This window comes from Streptomyces sp. A1136 (genome assembly GCF_004795055.1).
Taxonomy (GTDB): Bacteria; Actinomycetota; Actinomycetes; order Streptomycetales; family Streptomycetaceae; genus Streptomyces.
In genome coordinates, this window is record NZ_SSBJ01000054.1 from 1 (window position 1) to 22,656 (window position 22,656).

General features: G+C 67.7%; 19 protein-coding genes and 5 pseudogenes. 11 read left to right on the top strand and 13 right to left on the bottom strand.

Features of this window, described 5'->3' with window-relative positions; all coding sequences use genetic code 11:
• Positions 1-131: pseudogene (locus tag E6R62_RS41415) on the bottom strand (IS5/IS1182 family transposase); the annotation flags it as partial.
• A 24-nt stretch (positions 132-155) separates the two neighbouring features.
• Positions 156-848, bottom strand: a complete 693-nt coding sequence (locus E6R62_RS33445; RefSeq protein ID WP_136217255.1) for a DUF6882 domain-containing protein — start codon at positions 846-848, stop codon at positions 156-158.
• Between the two features lie 159 nt (positions 849-1,007).
• Here E6R62_RS33445 and E6R62_RS33450 point away from each other — a divergent pair.
• Positions 1,008-1,863: pseudogene (locus E6R62_RS33450) on the top strand (IS5 family transposase).
• A 9-nt stretch (positions 1,864-1,872) separates the two neighbouring features.
• Here E6R62_RS33450 and E6R62_RS33455 read toward each other — a convergent pair.
• Positions 1,873-2,055 (bottom strand): hypothetical protein, encoded by a 183-nt coding sequence (locus tag E6R62_RS33455; RefSeq protein WP_136217256.1) that lies wholly within the window; start codon positions 2,053-2,055, stop codon positions 1,873-1,875.
• Between the two features lie 175 nt (positions 2,056-2,230).
• Positions 2,231-2,841: pseudogene (locus E6R62_RS33460) on the bottom strand (amino acid transporter).
• A gap of 374 nt (positions 2,842-3,215) precedes the next feature.
• Between E6R62_RS33460 and E6R62_RS33470 the strand changes: the two are divergent.
• Positions 3,216-3,491 (top strand): hypothetical protein, encoded by a 276-nt coding sequence (locus E6R62_RS33470; RefSeq protein WP_136217257.1) that lies wholly within the window; start codon positions 3,216-3,218, stop codon positions 3,489-3,491.
• Between the two features lie 164 nt (positions 3,492-3,655).
• Here the strand turns inward: E6R62_RS33470 and E6R62_RS39965 are convergent, their stop codons facing one another.
• Positions 3,656-4,099, bottom strand: coding sequence for a hypothetical protein (locus E6R62_RS39965; RefSeq protein ID WP_168714257.1), 444 nt, complete (start codon positions 4,097-4,099; stop codon positions 3,656-3,658).
• A gap of 292 nt (positions 4,100-4,391) precedes the next feature.
• On the opposite strand from E6R62_RS39965, the gene E6R62_RS33475 reads away from it, so the two are divergent.
• Positions 4,392-5,318 (top strand): ADP-ribosylglycohydrolase family protein, encoded by a 927-nt coding sequence (locus tag E6R62_RS33475; protein ID WP_136217258.1) that lies wholly within the window; start codon positions 4,392-4,394, stop codon positions 5,316-5,318.
• Positions 5,319-5,597: 279 nt separating this feature from the next.
• Here the strand turns inward: E6R62_RS33475 and E6R62_RS33485 are convergent, their stop codons facing one another.
• On the bottom strand, positions 5,598-6,530 hold the full coding sequence (locus E6R62_RS33485) for an acyl-CoA thioester hydrolase/BAAT C-terminal domain-containing protein (protein WP_136217259.1): 933 nt from the start codon (positions 6,528-6,530) through the stop codon (positions 5,598-5,600).
• 62 nt (positions 6,531-6,592) lie between these two features.
• Here E6R62_RS33485 and E6R62_RS33490 point away from each other — a divergent pair, with 62 nt between their 5' ends.
• Positions 6,593-6,958, top strand: coding sequence for an inositol monophosphatase family protein (locus E6R62_RS33490; RefSeq protein ID WP_240802044.1), 366 nt, complete (start codon positions 6,593-6,595; stop codon positions 6,956-6,958).
• Between the two features lie 132 nt (positions 6,959-7,090).
• Here E6R62_RS33490 and E6R62_RS33495 read toward each other — a convergent pair whose 3' ends face one another.
• Positions 7,091-7,441, bottom strand: a complete 351-nt coding sequence (locus E6R62_RS33495; protein WP_306432501.1) for a helicase associated domain-containing protein — start codon at positions 7,439-7,441, stop codon at positions 7,091-7,093.
• Positions 7,442-7,645: 204 nt separating this feature from the next.
• Positions 7,646-7,900 carry a hypothetical protein gene (locus tag E6R62_RS33505; RefSeq protein ID WP_136217260.1) on the bottom strand — a complete coding sequence of 85 codons (255 nt, stop codon included), beginning with the start codon at positions 7,898-7,900 and terminating at the stop codon, positions 7,646-7,648.
• Positions 7,901-8,364: 464 nt separating this feature from the next.
• Here E6R62_RS33505 and E6R62_RS33510 point away from each other — a divergent pair, with 464 nt between their 5' ends.
• Positions 8,365-12,876: a ricin-type beta-trefoil lectin domain protein gene (locus E6R62_RS33510; protein ID WP_306432499.1), complete on the top strand. Its 4,512-nt coding sequence runs from the start codon at positions 8,365-8,367 to the stop codon at positions 12,874-12,876.
• Entirely contained in the window at positions 12,873-13,145 is a 273-nt protein-coding gene (locus E6R62_RS33515; protein WP_136217262.1) for a hypothetical protein, read from the top strand. The genes E6R62_RS33510 and E6R62_RS33515 overlap by 4 nt, the downstream gene beginning before the upstream one ends.
• A gap of 433 nt (positions 13,146-13,578) precedes the next feature.
• On the opposite strand, the pseudogene E6R62_RS33520 reads toward E6R62_RS33515, so the two are convergent.
• Positions 13,579-15,340: pseudogene (locus E6R62_RS33520) on the bottom strand (Helicase associated domain protein); the annotation flags it as partial.
• Positions 15,341-15,346: 6 nt separating this feature from the next.
• On the opposite strand from E6R62_RS33520, the pseudogene E6R62_RS33525 reads away from it, so the two are divergent.
• Positions 15,347-15,631 (top strand): annotated as a pseudogene (locus E6R62_RS33525) (helicase); the annotation flags it as partial.
• Between the two features lie 297 nt (positions 15,632-15,928).
• Here the strand turns inward: E6R62_RS33525 and E6R62_RS33530 are convergent.
• Entirely contained in the window at positions 15,929-16,492 is a 564-nt protein-coding gene (locus tag E6R62_RS33530) for a hypothetical protein (RefSeq protein ID WP_136217263.1), read from the bottom strand.
• Positions 16,493-17,132: 640 nt separating this feature from the next.
• Between E6R62_RS33530 and E6R62_RS33535 the strand changes: the two genes are divergently transcribed.
• Positions 17,133-17,819, top strand: a complete 687-nt coding sequence (locus E6R62_RS33535) for a hypothetical protein (RefSeq protein ID WP_136217264.1) — start codon at positions 17,133-17,135, stop codon at positions 17,817-17,819.
• 54 nt (positions 17,820-17,873) lie between these two features.
• Here E6R62_RS33535 and E6R62_RS33540 read toward each other — a convergent pair whose 3' ends face one another.
• A complete protein-coding gene (locus E6R62_RS33540) occupies positions 17,874-18,770 on the bottom strand; it encodes an XRE family transcriptional regulator (RefSeq protein WP_240802045.1) in 897 nt (298 codons plus the stop codon).
• On the bottom strand, positions 18,767-18,973 hold the full coding sequence (locus E6R62_RS41420; RefSeq protein WP_240802046.1) for a helix-turn-helix transcriptional regulator: 207 nt from the start codon (positions 18,971-18,973) through the stop codon (positions 18,767-18,769). The genes E6R62_RS33540 and E6R62_RS41420 overlap by 4 nt, the downstream gene beginning before the upstream one ends.
• 92 nt (positions 18,974-19,065) lie before the next feature.
• On the opposite strand from E6R62_RS41420, the gene E6R62_RS33545 reads away from it, so the two are divergent.
• Positions 19,066-19,269, top strand: coding sequence for a hypothetical protein (locus E6R62_RS33545; protein WP_136217266.1), 204 nt, complete (start codon positions 19,066-19,068; stop codon positions 19,267-19,269).
• A gap of 29 nt (positions 19,270-19,298) precedes the next feature.
• Positions 19,299-19,568 (top strand): hypothetical protein, encoded by a 270-nt coding sequence (locus E6R62_RS33550; RefSeq protein ID WP_136217267.1) that lies wholly within the window; start codon positions 19,299-19,301, stop codon positions 19,566-19,568.
• A 280-nt stretch (positions 19,569-19,848) separates the two neighbouring features.
• Here the strand turns inward: E6R62_RS33550 and E6R62_RS39970 are convergent, their stop codons facing one another.
• Complete coding sequence (locus tag E6R62_RS39970) at positions 19,849-20,568, bottom strand: hypothetical protein (protein WP_168714258.1); 720 nt, start codon at positions 20,566-20,568, stop codon at positions 19,849-19,851.
• 1,115 nt (positions 20,569-21,683) lie between these two features.
• On the opposite strand from E6R62_RS39970, the gene E6R62_RS33565 reads away from it, so the two are divergent.
• Positions 21,684-22,655 (top strand): ABC transporter ATP-binding protein, encoded by a 972-nt coding sequence (locus tag E6R62_RS33565; protein WP_136217270.1) that lies wholly within the window; start codon positions 21,684-21,686, stop codon positions 22,653-22,655.
• The last annotated feature ends 1 nt before the right edge of the window (position 22,656 follow it).

The following is a 22,656-nucleotide window of genomic DNA, read 5'->3' on the forward strand; positions in this document are numbered from 1 at the left end:
ATCCCGTTGATCACCCGGCGGTCCTCCACCCGAGGCCGGCCCCTGACAGCACTCGGTATCAGCGGAGCCAGCAACTCCCACTCGGCATCGGTCAGTTCATGGCGACGGATCACGAAAACATGATCCACCATCGAACGATTTTTTGAAGACGGACCCTAGGCAGAAGCCGGTCCGACGTTGATGTCCGAGATGCGGCCGGCGGAGTCGAAGGAGACCACCGCGGCGCCCCCGCGGGGCAGAGGTGCGGTGATCTGGTCGGCGGCCTCCTGCACCGGGACGCCGTGCAGGGCGAACCAGCCGTTGACCACCAGCCGCGGCGAGCGTGCGAAAAGCTGTGCGCCAGTGAGCAGATGGCGCGGCATCGCGACTGGGTCCAGTCGCGCGGAGTGGAGTTGCGGGTCTTGCGGCACGAAGTAGACCCGGGTCTCCGGACCGGCCTCCCGGCCGATGTAGCCGGGTGCGCCGAGCGCCGCCATGCCGAGGAAGGCCAACGCCTCAGCGGCGCGGCGCGGATCGGCGAAACGGGCTAGCACCACGCCCTCCTGCTGCAACTCCACGATGCCGTGACGGCGGCCGAACTCGGGGATGCGCGCGGCGGCGGCGGCCACTTCACTGCCGCGCAGCCCCGGGTTAGCCCAGCCCCACAGCCAGGTCTGCTCGGCCAGGTCGTAGCTGCCCAGGAGTCCCACCCGAAGGCTTCGGCCGCCGGACTCATAGCGGCACTGGTCCAGATCTGCCGTCCACGGCCCGGCCGGGAAGGCCTGGTCGATCATTTCCAGCTGTTGTACGCCCCAGGCCGCGTGGTACTCGGCGGCGTGCAGGAAGGCGTCGGAGAAGGCCACGGTCATCGGGGCAGCCTAGCCCCTGCCAGGCCGACGGCCCTCAGAGACGTCAGCCCGGGCCAGCAGAGGCCAGCGGAGCGAGACGCTTACGAAGATCACGACATACGGCTGGAGTTCCAGGCTCCGTCTTCAAAAAATCGTTCGATGGTGGATCACGTTTTGGTGATCCGTCGCCATGAACTGACCGATGTCGAGTGGGAGTTGCTGGCTCCGCTGATACCGAGTGCTGTCAGGGGCCGGCCTCGGGTGGAGGACCGTCGGGTGATCAACGGGATGGTCTACAAGATCTGGACGGGGGGTTCCTGGCGTGACCTGCCGGAACGTTACGGCCCGTGGAAGTCGGCCTACACCCGCTTCCGCCGCTATGCCATCGACGGAGTGTTCACCCGGGCCCTCCAACAAGTCCAGGCCCGGGCGGATGCCGCCGGTGACATCGATTGGCTGGTCCAGATCGACTCCACCATCGTCCGCGCCCACCAGCACGCCGCCGCCACCGGCCGAAAAAGGGGGAATCACCGGACGGACGAACCGGACGATCACGCCCTCGGCCGATCCCGAGGAGGCCTGACCACCAAAATCCATCTCGCCTGCGACGGCCGCGGCCGACCCCTGGCCATCCTGCTGACCCCGGGGCAACGGCACGAGGGCGTCTGCGCGAGGCCGCTGCTCGAACGCATCCGAGTACCCCGGCCCCGGCCGCCCCCACTGCCGACCCGGTCACCTGATCGCCGACAAGACCTACAGCTCACGCGGATTCCGCGCCTACCTGCGGCAACGCGGCATCGGACACACGATCCCGGAGAAAAACGACCAGATGAAGCACCGCCGAAACCGAGGCAAACGAGGCGGCCGGCCAACAGGCTTCAACAGCGAGACCTACCGACGCCGCAACACCGTCGAACGCTGCTTCAACCAACTCAAGGGGTTCCGCGGCATCGCCACCCGCTACGAGAAGACCGCCACCTCCTACCAAGCGGCGGTCACCCTCGCATCAATCCTGCTCTGGGCAAGATCGATTTGAAGACGGACCCTAGATGCGCCGGGGGCGGGGAAGCCCCAAGCTGACCGGGGCCGCGGGCTCGGCGGAGTCGAGCTGACTGATCTTCGCCTCGGCGTCCCCGAGGCTGACGCGGAGCCCTTCGATCTCGCCGAGCCAGCCCTCGCGCTCGGCCTCGGCGATCCGATCGAGGAGGTTGTTCCTGATCTCGACCAAGCGGTCGCGCTGGGCGGGGTCCGGACGGAGGAGGGAGCAGCGGACGCAGGCTTAACCGAACTTGCGGTGTGTGGCCGAGAGCCGGCCTGCGCGCCCGATCAGGTCACTCTGAGTAGAGGCCAGCGAATTGGGATCATTAGGGATCCCGGGCGTGTCGCCAATCGTGTCGTTGGGATTACCGCAGCAGCCGGTCGGCCCACGGATGCGGGCTGTAAGCCTGGGTGATGCGTGGACGAGCCAGTGTCGCTGGTTGTCAGTGAGGGTGGGGAGGACTGCGTCGAGGTCTGCTTCGTCCTTGGGTCGCGGCTCCTTGGCCTTATAGAAGAGTTGCACCTCCGGTGCGAGGTAGGGGATGCCGTCGGCGGAGATCAGGCCGAGCGTGTCGATTGGACGACGTACTCGCGGATCACGGCGTGACACCCACTCCTGGTCATAGGCTTCGTCGAGCATGATCTGGATACGCCAGGGTTCGCCTGGCGCTGGCTGGCACCAGATGTCATGAACGCTCTCAGGAAGAGCCTCGCCGGATACCCACGGGCGCAGGCTCCCCGGTGGATCGACGGCCCACCACTTCCAGTCCGGCAGAGCCTGTTGGACGGCGAGCTGGTCGCGCCGCAGTAGCAGGACGTCAATGTCGCCGTGATCTCGGATGCGGTGGCCCACTGCGAGTTCAATGGCGAAGCCACCCGCCACCCACCAGGGGGTCTTCAGGTCGCAGAACCGGTCAGCGACTTCGGCAAGGGACGCGGGATCCCATCTGGTCAAGGGGGTGTGCTCGTGGGTCATGTCGTCCATCCTGTTCCGTAAGCTGCTTCGATGTGCTGATGACCTGCAGGAGTCAGGTGCTCGAGGTCTGACCTTCGGTGCCGGTGCGGAAGTCGGGCATGCGGAGGTTGGTGGTGGTGTGCTTAGCGGTCATCTCACGCATCGAGGCGAGCTTGTCTTCAGCTGCGGCGACGCTCGTCTGATGGTGGCGACCTCGCCGAGCCATCCCTGGTCCTTTGCTTCTTTGAGTTGGTCGAGGAGATTGTTGTGGATCTCCTCAAGTCGGGGCATCTGGCTGGGATCCGGCCGGAGTTATGGGCCTTTGACACACGCTTCTCTGAATTTGCCGGTTGGGGCCCCTGGACCACCTCCGGGACCTCGATAGAGTTGGGGTGATGACTGGGAACCTAGGCCGTTGGCCGAAGATCGATGAGGAACGCGGCGTCGAGGACGTGACGCTTCTGATCTTGGAGTGGCTGGGCGAGCAGGGTGTGAACGCCATGATCAGGATGGACGCCGAGAGACTGGCTGACAACGCGCCAGCTTGGACGTTCGCCGCCATCGGTGGCCCGTTGACGCATGGGATGCGGGCCGACGGGAGGACTGTTCAGCAGTGCATGTCCGTTGCTCTGGCCCGCCTGCGCGACTCCGGTCTGTCGGTTCCGTTCTGATCTTCGACCGCCTTTGCTGAACCTCGCCTTGGGAACTCAGTTGAGGCGATCTGATTGCTGGACGGCTGGTCAAGGCAGGAGTGGTCGGGTTGCGGTCCAGGTGACGAGTCGCTCGCGTACCGGGCCGGGTGCCAGGTAACCGACCAGGCTTTCCACATGAGCCGTCAGTTCTTGTGTCGCCGCAGCTCGCAGATCTGCTCGTTGGGAAGGTCGCGCCAGCCCTCGGCGAGTCCAGCAGCCTGTGGGGGCGTGAAGGTCAGTGCATCGAGCGTGTCGGACGCCAGCGCCTCGGGAAGCCAGTCGATGTCCGTGTCGTCGGGGCCCAGACAGTCGATCACCCACATCCGGAACATGAACTCCTGCTGAGCCACCCGCGCAGGGTGCCCCTCGGCGTGGTCGAGCATCCGCCGGTTCGCGAGCAGCGCCAGCTTCGCCCACTGGCGACGGGCTTCCAGGGGATGGCTGGAGTCGTAGGCCTGTCCCTGCGCGGCAACGCGTGCCGTCTCAAGTTGCTGGCCGCAGGCGTCATGGATGAACATCTGCAACTGGTCGAGCGTCCACGTGCTCAGGTCGCGGCCTGGTTCTTCTCGATGTGCGTCGCTACTCAAGGTCCCCGCTCCTGGTGTAGGCATGCCCAGGCTGATGGTGGCCTTCTGGGACCGCCTGTCGATCTGGGCGAGCTTATCCTCGGCGCCGGCCAGGCTGACTTTGAGCGGATCTCCTCCAATCGGCCGCGCTGGGCCGGGTCCGGCCGAAGGAGGGAGCAACGAACGCAAGCTTGTCTGAACCTCGTGGCTCAGGGCTCCTTCACGTCGCTTGTGCGGGCAACGATTTGGTTCGGGGAGCCGGAGAAGGAATAGGCCTGTGCGGCCGTCGGCGCAACGCAGATAGCCTGCGCGGATGAAGCGGATTCAGCGGGCCGTTGGGGCGGTCGTCGGCTCAGCGGTGGGAGACGCTTTGGGCGGCCCCTTCGAGTTCGGTCCCCGGGGCGCATTCTCCGCGCGGTTTCCCGCGCCTGGTGCCGGTGGCGAGATGTGTGGAGGCGGTGGTTGGGATCCCGGCGAGGCCACTGACGACACGCAGATGGCCGTCCTGGTCGCGGAGTCGCTGTTGGAGCGGGGCGGGCTGGATCTGCCGGACATCTTCGCCCGCTTCCAGCTGTGGGCGGCATCAGAGCCGAAGGACATCGGCTTGCAGACCGAAGACGTCCTGACCAACGGCATGCCCTGGGACCTCGCCGCCACGATCCACTTCCAGGTCAACCAACGAGCAGCGGGAAACGGCTCCTTGATGCGGGCATCGACCTCCGCAGTCCACTTCGCGGCCGCCGGCCAAGAAGCCACCATGGACGCGGCCCGCCGGATCGCCGCCCTCACCCACGGGGACCGCGCGGCCTGGGAAGGCACCGCGATCTTCCACGAACTCATCCGTGTCACGTTCGAGGACACCGACCCCCTCGCCGCGCTCCCGGACATCCTGGCTCTTGTCCACCCCGACCACCGCGGCCGCTACGACACCGTCCTCGCGCCCGACTGGCACCCCGATCAGGCGACCGAGTTCAACGGCGCCGTCTGGCCCTGTCTGGGCTCCGCCGTCTGGGCCCTGCGCACCACCACCAGCTTCGAATACGCGATACGCGCAGCGATCGACCTGGGCGGTGACACGGACACCGTCGCCGCGGTGACCGGAGGCCTCGCGGGGGCGTATTACGGGCTCGACGCGATCCCCGCCCGCTGGACCCAGCCGCTCCATGTCCCCCTCCCAGGATTCGACGGACGAGTGTTGTACCTGCCCGACCTGCTCCACCTTGCACACCGCCTCGGATAGGGGCGGTCGATGAGACAGGTTTGATAGCCCGCAGCAATGCCGTCGGGGCCCTCGTCTCGCAGCAGACGATGGCTGATCATCGTCCCCTGGAGTCTGATTACCCCTGAGGGGTGGGGCGGGGCGTCGGCAGCCCCAGCAGAACCGGGCCGCCGGGCGCTGCCGCGTCGAGTTGGCCGATCTTGGATTCGGCTCCGGCGAGGCTGATGCGGGGCCCTTCGATCTCGCCGAGCCATGCTTCGTGCTCGGCTTCGCTGATCCGGTCCGGGAGGTTGTCGCGGATCAGGCCCCGCCCTCGGGCTCCACGTCATCACCGCGCTGCACTGGCGCCGCCGAGAGACGACCACCGTCCGGGCCGTGATCTTCACCGCCGAGCACGTCGAGGATGTGGGGCCAGGCTGCCTTGCCCAGGAGCACGTCAGCTTCAGGTGTGCCCCCGTACTTGAAGTGCGGGGACGCCGATGCCGGGCTCTCGCCAGGAAGGCGTGGTCGGTGGCCGGCGTCGGCACGGGCGATCAGACGCACGGTCGCCCCGGCCGAGCGTCGACGCTGAGCTAACTGTTCGGCGAAATGGAGCGACGGCCACATCGCGTCGTCGCCGCCCGCGACCAAGACCAGATCGGCTCTGGCCTCTTCCACGGGGATCTCCGCGGTCGGAAGCGAGTGAGCGAAGGTCCGCTCGCTCAGTTCGTACCATCCGCGGATGGCGACGGGGCCGCTGCCCGACTCCGAGGGAATCCAAGAATCGTCCATCGGGACAAAAGGCAGGGGCCGCTCCTGCCAGGTCCAGGACGAGCGATACGGATAGTGCGCCCCGTCGTGGCCAGGGCCGACGTTGCACCAGACCCGTGAAGTGGGCGACAGGGCGATGGCCACGTCCACGCGCGGGTCGCGCACCGCCGTGAGCAAAGCGGCTTCAGCACCCTTGGAGGTGCCGAGGATTCCGATGCGTTGCGCTCCGTCCAGTTGAAGGAAGTCGACGGCGGCGGTGAAAATCTCCAGGGGAACTTCGCAAATTCCCGGGGACTGCCCGGGCCCGCCGAACCAGCGGATCGCCAAGGCTGTGAAGCCTTGCTGAGCGAGGATGCGCGCTCGCTCACGTTCGATGCGCCCGCTGGATCCTGCCAAGACCAGAACGCCGACGTCACTGCCACGAGCTGGGGCGGTCAGAACGCCTTCCCAAGGATCGGCCAGCTCGCGCTCAGTGATGTCCACGCGCTCCCCCTGTCGTCACAACTCTCAGAAACCCAGCCCAGAACGCGGGGTGCGCCCCCCCAGTGCACAACCCGGCGGGCTGGCCGGAGGAACTTCTGTCCGCGCTCCACCGCCGGGTCTTCCTGATCCCTTCCTCTGGCATGATCGCGGCCCTGGTGACGGGGTGGGCCGACGCGGGCGTCATCGCCGGTCCGCCGATGGGATATGAGGACGTGGCTCCGATGCCGGTCATTGTCACGGATGCAGGCGGCCGGGTGACCGACCTGAGCGGGGCATCCGTGCTGCAGGGCGACATGTCGGTGCTGGTTACCAACGGGCGGCTGCACGACGCGTTCGTGCGGATGGTGAAGGACTTGCCACGCCGTCGCGACTGGCAGGCCCTCGTCGATGGGGAGTACGGCCCGGTGCAGGGGCGATTAGGCCGCTGAGGGGCGGAGGCTGCGGGGTGGCCGGATGATCGCGCCGCGGAGGGGGAGTGCGGCTAGGTAGCCGGCGGGGGTTCCTGACCTTGTCATGAGTGTGCTGTGACAGCCGCCGATGCCATCCGACACCGCCGGCCCCTACCGGGCCCAGTCGACGCCGAGCGCGGCCAGGCGCTCGCACTGTTCGGCGGTCAGTTCATCACGGCGGGTGCGGGTGTTGGACAGCCATACCCCAAGCCGCACCGGGGTTCCGTCCGGCAGCTCCTCGGTGTGCGTGCGGGGGACGACAACACGTCCATCGCGGGCCGCGTACTGGGCGAGGGCGTCGACGCCCCGCTCGAACGCCGAACGCCGAACGCCGAACCCGACGCCCGGCGCGGCCGCGCCGGGGCGGCCGGCTCCGCAGCCGGCGTCACGCCCAGCTGGGCGAGGCGGGTCTGCTGCTCGTCGCCGAGCTGCTTCCAGTCGCGGCGTTGGGTGGCCAGCCAGCGGCCGATGTCCTCGCCCCGGACCGTGACGCCGGGGACGATGTCGTTCAGGGTGGCTTCAGCTTTGGAGTGCAGCACTGCATTGGCCGTGATGACGAAGGCGTGGCATGCGCGTTTAGAGCGTCCGCCAGTAGGGGGATGGCAATTGGTGGCGACTACTGCTCGGCGTCGGCCAGTTCGGCGTTGGCCCGGGCGGTGACGTGGGTCAGTACGCGGGCGGCAGCCGCCAGGTCCTCGGCGGGGATGTCGCGTGGCGGGCGGCGATCTCGGCGCCGGCGGCGCGGATCTCCCCGCTCAGCGTCCGGCCCGCATCCGTGAACCGCAGGCGGGACTCCTCGGCAGGCAGGGACTCCAGCAGACCAGAGGCGGTCAGCTCGGCGATCGTCGGGACGTCGAGCAGCCGGCAGCAGCCGCGTAAGCGGTCCCCAGGATCGCGTCCGGCCCGCCCGAGAACGGCCATCACCGGCTTCAGCGCTGGCGAAGCCGGACGCTGCCGATCGGCGCTACCGGCCGGTCCGCAATGGGCTCCCGGGCACCGCACGCCAGGCGTTTCCGGCGCGTAGAGGCGCGACATTGCCTCAAATTTGCCTTGGCATGTCCAGGTTAACCGTCGGTAAGGTGATCACCGTGTGGATGGCAGCCCTGACCCGGTGCGCCGTCGCACGCGTCAGTGGCGGCCGGGGGGAACAGTGTCGCTACGGGGGGACTAATTGATCATGTCGCGGCATCGGTTCTTCAAGACTGCTGCCTCGGCGGGTGCAACCTGCTGCTGTCTTGCGACAGCGGGCTGATTCGAACGCTTCCTATGTGCTCCCCGCCTGCCTTCATTTGCCATGAAGGAATGCTCTTTTGCGCGCAAAACCCGCCTTTCTCCCGCCCGGATCGCGTAGATCCGCCCTCCTCAAACCGGTCCTGACGTCAGTCGTGGCGCTGGCCGTCCTCGGTGGTCTCGCCGTGCAGCCTGCGGTGCTTGGGAACACCAAACTCCGCGCCGGCGCCGCCGGCAGCTCGTACGACTGGCTCGACGACACCGCCGCCGAGCAGTGGCGGCAGGACCAGTGCCTGATGGCCGACGTGCTGCGGCTGGGCGGTCCGGCCATGGCGCAGGTCGCCCAGGACGGTCTCAATCAGCCGCAGGACAAGCTCCACGTGCTGGCGGACCGCAATCACTGGGAGCAGACTCCGCTCGCCGCGGCGTACCAGAAGGACCGGGACACGGCGAACGGCGCCCTGACGGCCCTGAACTCCTTGCGCGATTCGTGGCAGAAGCCACTGGCGGGCCTCACCACCCCGGCGGGTATCAATGACGCTGACTTCCACCGGCCTCCGGGTTCTCCGGGTGACGGAAAGCAGTCGTTCCACGCTCAGACCGGCCTGATCCAGTGGACCGCCGACCGGTTCTGGACCTCGGAGAGCGACTTCTACCAGGACCCCACCCCCAAGGCGGCCGGGCCGACCGTCACGGCAGTGAAAAGCCTGGGTTCGCCGCTCTACGGCAAGGACCCCGACCCGAAGACCACTCCTGCGGATCAGTGGCAGCGCGCGCTCGCGGAACGCGATGCGTTCAAGTCTCTGACGGAGTGGTCGGCGGAGCCCACGGGCGCTGACAACGCCCGCATGTTCCTGGCCTCCGGCGGCTTCCCCCGTACGGCGCCGAAGGCGGGGACGGCGGAGTACCGCATCGCGGTCGAGGACTTGAAGTCCCGGTTCGCCACCTGCGCCTGGCGCGACCCGATGGACCCGAACAAGGCCCTCGGCGGGATCACCGACACCGCCGCAGGCGAGTGGCAGCAGGAGATCACCTCTCAGCAGACCCAGCGTAACCAGATCCTGGCCGCCAACAAGGACGCCACCCAGTCCCTGACCACCGGTGCGAAGGCCCTGGGCGAGATGCTAGGGCACTCCTGGGTGGCCGATCACGCCGCCCGCTTCCAGGACTACTGGTCCCCCGGCGGCGCGGGAACGGTCGGCGACAACACGGCCGTGATCGAGGTCCACGCAGCCAACGGCAAGTGCCTCGACGTCGAGAACAGCGGAGCCGTCGACGGCACGCCCGTACAGGTCTACTGGTGCAACGGCACGGATGCGCAGCAGTGGTGGGTCTACGGCGACGACCACGGCCTGCACTTGCGCAACCGGAACTACAAGTGTCTGGACGTGTCGAACAACGACCCGACGAACGGCACCAAGATCCAGGTCTGGACGTGCAACAGCTCCCCGGCGCAGACCTGGGAGTACAACCTGCGCGCCACCACCAGCCTGAAGAACGTCGGCACGGGCAAGTGTCTGGACCTGCACACCTACGACGACGGCAACGACTCCAGGCTGTGGGACTGCAAAAACGGGTCCGGTCTGCAAGAGTTCGACATCAAGCCGTCCGGCACCGGCACCGCTCCGGCGCAAGCCGAATTCGACAAGGCGAAGAAGGCCGTCGCCGACGCCCAGACCGGCGCGAAGAAGCAACTCGACGTCCTCAAAGCGCAGGCCGCGGCAGCCAAGAAGGCCGCCGCCACCAGTGACACCGCCGAGCAGGCCGCCTACGCCATCGCCGACACAGCTGGTGCGCCGCGCGGCCGTGGTCTGCTGGTAGGCCAGCAAAAGGCACAGGTCACCAAGGGCGCGGTAGCCGCACTGGACGCGATGGTGAAGGCCGGCGAGACCGCCGAGGCGGCCACTCGTGCCTCCGGCGCGGACAGCGAGACCATCGCCCAGCGTGCCCTGGCGCAGGCCGCGCAGGCAAAGGCGGAGTTCCGCCGGGAGGCAGCGCACACCGCCGAACTGCAGGCCAAGGCGGCCGCGGATGCGGCCAAAACGCACCGGGACAACGCCAAGAAGGACGCCGAGACCGCCAAGTCCAAGCTGGGCGACGCACTGAAGGCGGAGGCCGACGCCAAGGCGGCAGCCGCCAACGCCCACGCCAAGCGGCTCGCCGCCGAGGCGGAAGAGGCCACAGCGAAGCAGGAGAAAGAGACCGCCGCCGCCAAGCAGGCGGAGGCGGCAGAGCACAAGAGGAACGCGGAAGCCGAGGCGACGAAGGCCAGGGACGCCAAGGGCAAGGCCGAAGCCGCCGAAGCCACCGCGGTCGAGCGCAGAAACGGCGCCGTCAAGGCCCGAGACAACGCCAAGGCGAAACGGGACGACGCCTGGGAAGCGGAGCAGAAGGCCGACGCCGCGCGCGCCAAGGCTGATGCCAAAGCCGCCTACGCCGCTTCCCTCGAATCGGGCTCGGAGGCCACCGCCGCACGCACGGCCGCCAACGAGGCGGACAAGGCCGCGACCGACGCGGAGACGGCAGCCGGTAAGGCAAGGGGTGAGGCCAACGCGGCGACACAGGCGGCTGCCGACGCAGACGCGGCAGCCACCCGTGCCGAAGCGGCCGCCAAGCGGTCCCGCTCCGACGCCGACGCCGCTCAGGCCGCCAAACTGAAGGCAGACGCGGCGGTCGCCACCGCGACCAGTGCCGCCGCCGACGCGATCGCCGCCTCCCAGCACGCCGCATCCGAGGCGAGGGCGGCCGTCGCACTGGCCAACGAGGCGGACGGACAAGCCAAAACCGCGAAGTCGCAGGCGGACAAGGCGAGCGTCGAGGTCGGCAAGGCCCGCGCAGCCGCGGCCAAGGCCGCCGGCTACGCGTACGTGACCGCCCAGGCCGCGGTGGACGCCGGCAAGGCCGCCGCGCAGGTCGCCAAGCCCGCCAACGACGCCATCCAGCTCGGATCGCCCTACGTCACCACCGACTCCGCCGCGAGCCTGGTCGTACTGACCGGGCAGGCGTCGAAGACCATCGCCGAACAGCAGAAGGCCATCGCCGACGCCCACGCCAAGAACGCCCAGGACGAGGCCGCTGCGGCCAAGGCCCTCGCCGACCAGGCGCAGGACGATACCAAGGCCGCCTACCAGCACGCAGCCACCGCCGCCGGCTACGCCTCGGACGCCCGCACCTACGCCAAGGAAGCTCTCGGCTACTCCGCCGACGCCGCGAAATCGGCATCCCTGGCCGCCGCGTCCCTGGCTCGCAGCGTCGAGTACGCCGGCCAGGCCGCTGCGGACGCCGTGGCCGCGGACCAGGCGGCCGGACGGTCGGAGGGCTACGCCAAGACCGCTCGCGACTCCGCCGACCAGGCCGCGCTCGATGCGGCAGCCGCCCGCACAGCGGCAACCCAGGCGGAACAAGACGCCAAGAGTGCCCGCGCCGCGGCCGACCGCGCCGCCATCGTCGCGACCGAAGCCGAGAAGGCGGCGCAGGACGCCGACAAGTACGCCAAGGAGGCGCAGGAAGCAGCCGACCGGGCCGAGAAGGCTGTCAACGCCAAGCAGATCGAGACCGGAACCGTGCCCGACGGATCCGGTGGGTCCATCGGCAACGCGTTCTACGTCATCGACCACACCGAGCAGATCGGCAAGCCCGAGACCCTGAAGAAGACGGCCGGCTGCGAAGGCTGGATCGACGCGATCTTCTACAAGGGCGACTGCACGATGACCGTGAAGATCCGGTACAAGGCGTTCCTCGACCTGTACCTGTGCACGGCCCCGGTTTTGGACCCGTCGAAGTCCACGTGCCCTTCGAGCGAGACGACCTACCTGGGTCAGTTCCCGACCGACGAGCTGTCCCAGGAGGTCACGCACACCATCACGATCGGCGAGTACCAGGCGGGCATCGACCCGGTGGACATCCTCTTCGGGAGCTGGATCAAGTGCAGCGAGAAGTTCACTTCCGGATTTGAGCGCGGAAGCTGGGGCGGCTGTGCCTGGGCTGCCGTGGACGTCGCAAGCCTGTTCGCCGGCAAGATTCTCAGGCCCATTGCGGACGCCGTAAGGGCAGCCGATGCCGCCGTGATGACCGGCATCGGATTCGCGGACGCCTACAAGGCCCTGCGTACTCTCGGTGTATCGGAAACAGCCATTGCGGGTATCACCGGCAAGGCTTTCCAAAAGCTGCGTGAACTCTGCCTGAAGCGTACCCCGCCTGCCGGAGTGAAGAGCGGCCTGTCCGTCAAGTCAGGTGAGCTCAGGGCCAAAGCGAAGGCCAGCCAGGCCGGCAACTCCCCCTGCACTGAATGGGCCAACGATTACGGCAGCCAGACTCACGGGATCATGGCCTCGATCGACAGCGATGGGATTCTGAACCTCATCGTTCTCGCCAAGGAGGGCGTCACTCCGGCTGGCAGTGAGATGATTGCCGAAGTCATGGAAAAGATTGGCGGAAACGCAAAGGGGATTCGGGGCACTTGGCTGGGCGGTGGGGACATGAAAGACAACCTGGACAGCTTCAATGCTGGCATACAGAGTCTCAAGTTGACCCGTGAGGAAGCGGCGCGACAGACGTTCACCGGCAAGATGGCCGCCAAATACGGATTCAATGGCAAAGTTGACATCGTGAAGACTGAAGGTACTATCGGCAATTACACCAAGGCTGAGGTGGTGTTCTGGAGATGAAGGACCCGAAATTGATTGCCCTGGGCGTTCGCGAGCGTGCGATGCGCGGCGATGACGCGGTGGACATCGCGTTGTGGGTGAAGGCGGAATTGGGAAGCGAAACAACTTTTTTCGCTTTTGCCAGCTGTTTCTTCCATGGATTGGGGGTTCCTGTTCATGCGATCAGGGAACTTGAAGGATGGAATGGCGTAGGGGGTAATCGGGACGTACCGGATTCGGACGTGAGAAGGAGTCTGGATCCCTATGTCATGCCCCTAAGGCAACAGTAGTGATAAACGCGTTGGATGCCGACTGGTGAACGGCAGGCAGAACACCTGACACGCGGACGCCCGGCCGGGGAGAGGATGCTCCCCGGCCGGCGGAGGTCGGCTACGGTTGGCTCACTGAACGAAGGAATAGACATGAAGAAGTGCTGATTGCGGCAGCGCCGTGGGGACAATCACCGCCGCATCCGCCGACTGGGAAACCGAGCTACTGGCCGCCGGTTTGGGTTTGCGCCTGTTCGGCGAGCTTGAGGTGGGTCCTCGGGTACTGCTGCAACACGCGAGCCGCGTTGCACGCCTGACCCTCGGTGAAAGCGCCGGGTGCCTACCGAGGATCGTTGTTGCACCACGGTGTTGCAGCGTTCCCACGCACGAGACCCCGGGGAATCAGCCATGACACCCCGGGGTCTCGTGCACTTCGGCTCAGCGCCGGCCTGGGTCACGCCCAGTCGATGCCGAGTTTTGTGAGGGCGGCGTGCTGCTCATGGGTGAGTTTGTTGCGTCGGGTTTTGGTGTTGGAGACCCATACGCCGAGCTTCACCACCACCGGCTCCGCTTGGCCCTCGACTGCGAGCTCCTCGCCGTGGGCGCGGGGTAGGGGCCGGTGGGCGCCTTCCCGTTCCACCCACTGCGTGAGGGCCGCCAGGCCGCGCTGGAATGCCTGCTGTGCCTTGCTCGGGCCCTTCGCCGCACGGCTGGCCGCCTGGGCCGGAGGCGGTGCCTGGGCGGGTTCGACGCCGATCGCGGTGAGCCGTTTCTGCTGTTCTGGCAGGAGCCGCGTCCAGGTGGCCGGCTGTTTCTGTTGCTGGAGCCATTTGCCGATGTCGTCGCCGTCCATGAGGACGCCGGGGGCGATGTCGGGCAGGTGGCCGTCGGCGTCGACCAGGTCGGCGAGCACGCGGTGGTGGCGTTGCCGGTCGAGTGGCGTCTTTGTCGATCGCGGCGAGCTGGGCGGCCCGGGTGGTGGCGGTGTCCTTGTTCTTGCCGAGGCCGTTCTTGGTGCCTTTGCGGCGGAGGTTGGCCATGTGTTGTCCGATGGGCACCATCTGGTCGTCTTCTCCCCACATGGCGTCTTGCCGGGGTGCGAGGTGGCCGGTGGCCTTGCGGTAGGACCGGAGTACGGCGAGTTTGGCCTCCCATGCCTCTTCGCCGGGTTCCCAGACCATCCCTGCCTCTGGGGCGTCGAGCAGGGTCTTGCGCCGGTCTTCGAGTTCTCCGGTGCGCAGGGCTTTGCGTTGCTGGTGTACCCACCTGCCGAGGGGGAAGTCCTTGGTGACGCCGACTTCGACCTCGGTGTCGTAGGGGACGGCGTGCAGGCCGGTGATGTCGTTCTCGGCCCGCCAGCGGATGAGGGCTTGGTAGCCCTCCAGCCACACCAGGGATTCGGGCCGGTAGACGCGGGTGCGCAGGAACGCGGCGATCGTGGCCGCGTCCCGGGGCGAGGAGAAGTGGAGCAGGGCCGATTCCGAGGCGGCGTCGGTGTCGTCCTCCTGGCCCTCACCGTCACCAGCGCCGCCGGCGCCGACGATCCGCCCCTCCTCGTCCCGCCGGACATGAACCTTGCGCTTGCCGCTCGTCAGAGCCCGGGAGGCGAGCTGCTCGACGAGGCGCTCATCGTGACTGCGCGGGCCCTGGAGGACGGCGACCAGTCCGGCATACGAGGCGGAGGCGACCATGTCTTTGGGGTCCTCGTTCGGCTCCAGGAAGACGGGCACGATGATGCGGGCCACCTTGGTGGAGCCGTCGCGGTTGAGCCGGAGGGCCCGGCCGATGTTCTGGACGATCTCGACTTGGGAGCCGCGGGTGTCGGCGAAGCAGATCGCCTCCACGCCGCGTTCGCCGGTGATGTCGACGCCTTCGCCGAGTACGCGGACGGAGGCGAGGAACGCGCGGTGTACGCGCCGGTTGTTCGCGTTGATGCCGTTGGCGAACTGGCGCAGGATCTCGCGCCGCTCCGTGACGTGGTGGTCGCCGCACAGCCATGCCGACCAGACCCGGTCTGGTGGGACGTGGCGGCCGGCCTCCAGCTCGTAGAACTCGGCCTCGATCGACGACGCGGGGAGCTTCTCCGCGGCGGCCAGGTCGGCGTCGGAGGCATCGGTGGTGTACAGCTCGGAGGCCGTCTCGGGCAACTTCTCCGCGAACGCGGCTGCCTCCTCGACCTTCTGGTGGAAGGTCATGATCGTACGCAGGTTCCATGCAACGCCCGCATCCCGGCGGACTTCCGGCTCTACCTCACCGCGACCCCGCGCATCCTCGCCGCGGGCCGACCGCAGCAGGGCACCGGCGACCAGGAGCTAGAGATCGCGTCCATGGCCAACGACCCCGACGGCACCTACGGCGCGTGGATCGCCGAGCTCGGGCTGTCAGAGGCCATCGAGCGGGGAATCCTCGCCGGATTCGAGATCGACGTCCTGGAAATCCACGACCCCTCCCCCGTACACAGAGAGTCCGAGGAAGCACAGCGTGGCCGGCGCCTCGCGCTCCTGCAGGACTTGGGAGCGCAAGGCCAAACTGCTCCAAGCCCTGGCCCCGCGTTCGCGGGGCCAGGGCTTGGAGGGTGGCGCCGGAAGATATGGGCGGGGGAGCGAAGCGGACCTGCCCCCAAGGGTGCGTAGCGTCTGCTGGCTGTGGCCGGCGAAGCCGGGCGGGGGCCAGGCTGACACCCACCGGGTCGCAGGTCCGGGCCCGTGAGTGGGTGAAAGGAGGCGGGTTTCTGACGGGGGTTTAGGACTCCCACTCTCTTTGCTGCACGGGCGCCTGAGTGCCGTGCTGTTTGAGACGTTGTGTCAGAGGCCAAGTAGTGCGCGCAGGAATGTTCCTGCTGTGGATGCGATGCCTTCGACCCCAGTCCAGTCGATGGGCTGCTGGGGTGTCGAAGTTCCTCGGTTCCAGGCGGTGAGAAGGTCCCTGCTTTGAATGGCCAGCAGACCCATGCACACCTTCAACTGCCTTCGGGCAAGGTCGATGGGAAATCCGGGGGCGATGGGGAATCCGGTATGTAGGCTGGGTTGGCCTTCGGGGCTGATCCCAAATGCTGGCAGGCCGTTCCAGCTGTAAGTGTCGGTCAAGAAGGCGTGGGTGTTGCTGATCGTAATATTGTTGAACTGGACTCTCGCGACCAGGCGCCCGGCAGACACATTGCGCTCGACGTCCAGCCATCGATGGACTTCCCAGGTGATGATTTCGATTTCGTCGATTGTCACCCGATAGTTTGGGTTTCCGTCAGTAGCTGTCGTCATCCGTTGGACGGGGACCTCGTCGGCTGGGACGTTCCAACCATCGGAGCGGTCGAATATTTTGTCGAGTACCCAGGTGTCAATGGTCTTTGGTGAGTCCCAGTCCATGTTCATCCACCTCACCGTGCCAGAGTGTAGAGGGGGCGTGCTTTGGTTTCTTTTCTTCGCCGGGGCGATGGAGCGAAGCGAACTCGCTTCCAACATAACCCTGCCCCTGTCGCTGGCGCCCGCAGAGCGGGCTGGTCCTGGAGGCGCAGCAGGAAGGACCTTGGTCGGGGGAGCGGAGCGGACCCGGCCAATGGGCCGAAGGCCGGACCCCGTGAAACGGGGTCACCTCCCGTGCGCAGCACGCAGCCCTGGCCCGCGAAGCAGGCCCTTGTCCGGGTGCAGCGAAGCGAAGCCCGAACAGTCCGCAGCGCAGCGGAGGACTCCGGCCCGAAGGGCCGGCCTTGGCCTCGCTTGCGAGGCCCCGAGCCGCAACGCGGCTCGGTTTCCCTCCCATGCGCGCGTTCGCGTTGTTCGGCGGTCAGCCCGGTGTGGCGGGTGCGGGTGTTGGACAGCCATAGCCCCAGTCGTACCGTGGTTCCGTCGGGGAGTTGCTCGGTGGGGTGCGGGGGACGACGATGCGTCCTTCGCGGGCGGCGTATTGGGCGAGCGCCTGGGCGCCGCGGTCGAATGCCGAACCCGATCCCCGCTCGCCGCCCTTGACGCGAGTCCGGTGTGGGAGCGGGTGTTGTTGGCGGGGGTGGCGCGGATGGCGGGGGTAACCCGGGCCGCGGTGGTGAACTGGCGCCGCCGGCACGGCGACTTCCCGGAGCCGGTGGCGGGCACGGACGTGCGCCCGCAGTTCGACCGCCCCCAGGTGGTTGCCTGGCTGCTGGCTCACGACAAGATCGGAATCCCCACGGGGCCCACGGTCGCCCCGCTGGTGTTGGCCGGAACCGGGGGCGCCACCCGCCGGTTCCGGCTCGATGACCCGCACCTGGTCCTGGCCGACGACCCGGCGTGGGAGGACGTGTTGTCCGGTTGGTCCACCGACACGGACGCCGACACGGTGGCCGAGCTGGTGGCCGGCGAGTTCGGGGCGTCGCTTCGCCGGCTGACCGCGCCCGGCACCAACCCGTTGGCGGTCATGGGCGAGGTGCGGGTGATCGACCGGTTCCGGTCCGGGTCCGGTGGCCTGCGCCTCACCCTGGCCTGGCCGGCCGGCCTGCGGGGCGCCGCCTCGGCGGGCTCGGTCGGCGTGGTCCGCCACGCGGTGGCCTACGTCGGCCCGGGGGAGGCGTGCGCGTGCAAGCGGCACGACTGCGGGGGAGTCGTCCCCGTCAACTGGTGCCGCGAGCACGGGACGGAGGCCTCGCCGGTGATGGAGTGGCATCCCGGCGGCGGAATCCGCTGCACTCTCCTGGCCGGGAGGAGCGCCGTAACGGCGGGCCGTTGACCCGCCGCCGGCGTGCGGGTGTGGGGGACGGCCTCGGTGACCGTCCCCCGTGGTTCAGGCCTGGATCTCCGCGAGGAGCATGCGCAGGGTCAGGCTGTGCTTTTCCGGGGGCAGGGCGTTCATCGCAGTGGTGGCGTGGGCGATGCCGCCAGCCCGGTCGCCGGAACGGGCGAGCATCAGCCCCCGGTGCAGCTCCAGGTGCGTCGCGAAACGCGGCAGGGAGGCGGGCAGTTCGGCGAGGGCCTGGTCCTGCGCCTCGGTCGCGGCGCGTTCGTCGCCGAGGCGGGCCAGGAGCAGGGATCGGAAGACGTTCAGGCGCCACCAGGGCACGGCGTAGTCGGAGGCCTGCTCATGTGATCCGGCGGTGTCGAAGATCCGCCGGCCTCGGGCGTCCAGGTCCATGGCGGTGGCCCGGTCGCCGCGCAGCGCGGCGGCGTGCGCTTTGCCGTAGACGGCGTTGAGCAGCCCGAGTGGCCGGTCGGACAGGGAGAGGGCCTGGTCCGCGAGGACGTCCGCGACGCCGAGCGAGGCCCCCTCGTAGCCGAGGGCGATCGCCGCCCGCCCCCGCACCCACACCCGCACCCGCACGCCGGGGTCGGTGGATTGGTCGGTGGCGGTGGCGGCCATCCGGTACCATCGCACGGCCGCGCTCCCGTCGCTGCCGGGGAACGTCTTGGCGTGCAGGGTCATCAACCGTGCCGCCGCCGACCACAGCCGCGGCTGCTCCAGTTGTTGTTGGATGACGACCAGTTCCCCGGCCACGCTGCGTTGGATGTCGGCCGCGCCCATCGACATGTAGTCCGTGCCGTACGCGGCCAGCTTGGCCTCCCACTCCTCGACGTCGGGTCCGCCGTTCAGGCGGGCGGCGAACCCGCGGGCCAGCAGGTCGGAGGTGACGACGGGGGCTATGGCGGTGCCGGCCACGTCGGTCAGGAACGTACGGCGCATCATGGGGTCCTCCAGCACGCATCCAGCACCCGCGACAGTGCCGCGAGATAGGAGCCCCCCGGAGCGACCTTCCCGCGCTCGCGCTCCCACCGCGCGATGTACTCCCGCGTCAGCGTCCCGTGCGCGGTGTTGATCTCGTCGGCCAGACGGGCCTGCGACCAACCGTGCGCGGTACGCAGGTTGCGGATCAACTCCCCGATGTCCATGCGCCCCGTCTTGCGCCCCTCAATGCCCCTGCCCGTAGATTTTCTTCGGGTCGAAGGTATGGGGACCGGCCCCTTGGTGAAGAGGTGTCCTTATGGCAGAAACGACCGACCACAGCAGCGCCCGCCGGGAAGCCCTCAAGCTCTTCGCCCCGCCTTTGATCACGCCTTCCCCGGCCTGCGCCCGCTGCCAGGACTACGCGCACCGACGCGACAGTGCCACCGGCCCCCTGCGGGGCACGGTGGGCACGGACATACAGGTCCTGATGAAGCGCTGTGTGCGGGCCGACCACCGGTGAGGGGCCGCCGGTACGCCGTCGGGCAGAGGGTGCTCGACCGTGACCGCCAGGCCCACGGCGTCGTCGTCGGTGTCTACCCTTCTCCGTTGGTGGTGCGCCTGGTGGACGCGTCCGGGTTCCAGTGGATCGCCCGCACCGTCGCGTGTGAGGAGCTCGACGCGCAGCCGACCGTCCGGGTCCCGGCGGGGCGCGTCCGGGTGGACGTGCCGCCCATGGAGCTGCGGGTGGGGGACCAGGTCCCGGCCGGCTGGCCGCCATCACCGACCTGCGTTACCGCCCCGGTGCCGCCCGCACCATGATCCTGGACAACGGCAGCTACGCCGTCGTGCACCGCGCGGTGCGCGTCTACCGTCCCCGCACCGGCTGAGTGGCGAAGAAGTACGCAGAAACGGCGCCGGCAACCACCCTCACAGGCCACCGCACCCACCGGTGGCCCAGCCGGTTGCCGTGACGCCGCGCGGCGAGGGCGCCGGCCGTGATGGTGGGCGTTGCGGGGTTGCGGCACGGGCAGGGGTTCGATTAGCCAACTCGCGCGTGTCCGCCCGAGCTGGTCACCCAGATCAATAACGTAGCGCTCTTTCAGGCCAGTGGCTGGTAGTAGGCGATGTCGTGGTCGGTGGTGGTGTCGGGTGGTGTGTGGGTGGGGGCTGGTTCGCTGTTCTTGTAGGTGTTGATGAGGAGAGCCGTGATGGTGCCGAGGAGGGTGGTCAGCCCGGTGCCGAGGAACCACCAGCCGGCGGTGGTCGGCTCCGATGTCGCGATCGGGCCGGGGGTGTGGTTGAACAACGCGAGGAAGACGAGTGTCAGACCGGCCGCGACACCGCCCGCAGTGGACAGCCACATCCAGTCGCGGCCGGTGGGTGAGGGCTGCGGCGCCGCGCTCCGGCCGTCTGCCGGTACCGTGCCAGGATCCTCGTCCCGGCCGGGAACGTCTGCTGTGCTGTGACCGCCGTCCGAGATGCAGTCGGCCTGCTGATGCGCCGTGCCCGGGCTTCCGGCCTGCGTTGACACCCCGGAAACGCCTGCGCTCTGCTCCTTGATGAGCCGGCGGTTCTGTGCGCGCAGCACCGCGGCTTCCTGCTGGAGCAGACGCACCTGTTCACGCTGTTCGCTGAGTTCCGCCTCGACCTGGTGGATGTACTCCTGGGCATGGCGCAGAATCTCGTCCTGTTCCTGGCCGCGGGCGGTGAGGAGTTCGGCTGCGCCCTCGGCGGTGCGCGCGCGTTCGAGGGCTGCGTCCAGCTGCGAGGCGAGCCGGTCGGCCCTCTCCTCCAGCAGCCCCAGACGTGCGTCGGACACCTGCTGGGCCTGCTGGTGCTGCGCCCGCAGGCGCCGGATGTCTTCCTCAAGCTGGGCGAGTTTGACGACGGGAGCGCCGCTGGCGGCCCGTTCTTTGCGCCCTTGTGCCGGAGGTTGGCCATGTACTGGCCGATGGGCACCATCTCGTCGTCCTCGCCCCACATCGCGTCCTGCCGGGGGCGCCAGGTGCCCGTGGCCCGCCGGTAGGAACGGAGCACGGCGAGCTTGGCCTCCCACGCCTCCTCGCCGCGGTCTGCGCCGCCACCAGAGTTGTTGAGACGGGTGGCCTGAGTGGGCGGGCGTTGGGCAGACGGCCTTGAGGAATCGATCCTCAGGCCAGAGTGATGCAAATCGGCCACAGTGCTGAACGGCCAGTAGTGTGCCCCCGGCGTCGCACCCCGCCGGAGCGGGGTAGAGGCGGCTCGTGGTGCGGTAGTCGATTGTTAAACAAATAAGATTCGGCCAAAGCGTCAAGAGATCACTTGCGCTGGATCCGTGGCGTGTGAAAGGTTTCTTTTCGGCGCGACGACCATCGCGTTTCGGTTGCCGTCGGTTCGTCAAGGCAACATGTACGGGGGAGATTTAAGAATGTACTACCGCTATGGCCTAAGTCACATGACGGGCACTTTTGGTGATGGGTTTACGACGGGTCGAGCCTCGACGCAGTCAGCTCCCCGCTAAGGCTGTCCCGTAACTACTGGGGCCGCCTGAGAGTGTCCGGTTTGCCCGGTTGGGTTGACCTCTGCTGCAAGGCGGGACGGTACCGGACACCCGCCTCGTCGACGGCACGCTCGACAGCCCTGCACTGGGTTACGGGACAGCCCATAGATCGGGAGTCCGTGCTCCAAGCGGTGTCGTGAAAGCAAAGGGCTTCTCACTGACCTTCGTCGGCATGGCGGGCCTTCTCGCTTTGTGATGGGACCGCCGATGCTCATCGACGTCGCATCCGTGCAGGCTGAGGCCTATCCAGGGATCGTCGTGCCACTTTCGGTGCGTAGCTGAGTGCCGTCAAACAGCATGCACGGCCCGTGAGACGAGTCTGCTCTAAGCGCGTTCGGAATGCCGCAGCCGCGCAGTTGTGTAAAGAGACTGCTCTTGAAAACATCGGAAATTCCATGGAAGCCATAGTTGGCGACGACATTGTCGCGTCCCTTGTCGAAATATCGAAACACTACGGCACCCGCAAAGCGCTGGATGCGGTCAGTTTCGATATTCGTAACGGAGAAGTGTTTGGGCTCATCGGCCCAAATGGGGCTGGAAAGACAACGCTGCTGGAGTGCCTGACCGGGCTTCGCCACCCGAGTTCTGGCTCGGTGAGGGTCTTGGGTTGTGACCCTGCCTCCCGCTCTCCCGAACTGAGACAGCTGATGGCAGTGCAGCCGCAGGAGGCCGCCCTCTTTCCGCAGTTGACAGTTCTGGAGACGGTCGAGCTTTGGGCTTCCTTTTACGATTCACATGAGCCAGTCGATGAAGTCCTCGACCGTGTCGGTCTGCTGGAGGAGGCGGCCCAGCGTGTCAGGGCTCTATCCGGCGGGCAGGCTCGACGGCTCCTCCTGGCCGTGACAGTGATTGGCCGGCCGCGCTTTCTCGTGCTGGATGAACCGGCCGCCGGGCTCGACCCGCAAGCCAAGGAACACCTGTGGGATGTCATCCGGAAGCAACGCGAGGCTGGCGGCACGGTTCTGCTCACGACACACGACATGAACGAGGCCACGGAACTGTGTGATCGGGTAGCGGTACTCGTCGCGGGGCGCATCGCAGCATGCGACACGCCCGCAAGGCTCGTGTCGGAACTGGCAGCCACCAACAGCGTCACCTTCATGACACCGGCGGGGGCGGATCTCGGATCGCTGGACTCTCTGCCGGGAGTGACGGCGGTTGAGGTAGAGGTGACGCATGAAGGGCGTCAGTCCGTCCGGGTACGAACGCTGAACGGTGACCTGACCCTCCGACGCATCGCGGCGGATGAGCAGCTGGCCGCCACCGACCTGGACATCAGCAAGGGTGGGCTCGACGCAGTGTTCCGCAATCTCGCCACGATGCACCCACATCAGGAGACGGCGCACACCGGGGAAGGGGGCGAATGAA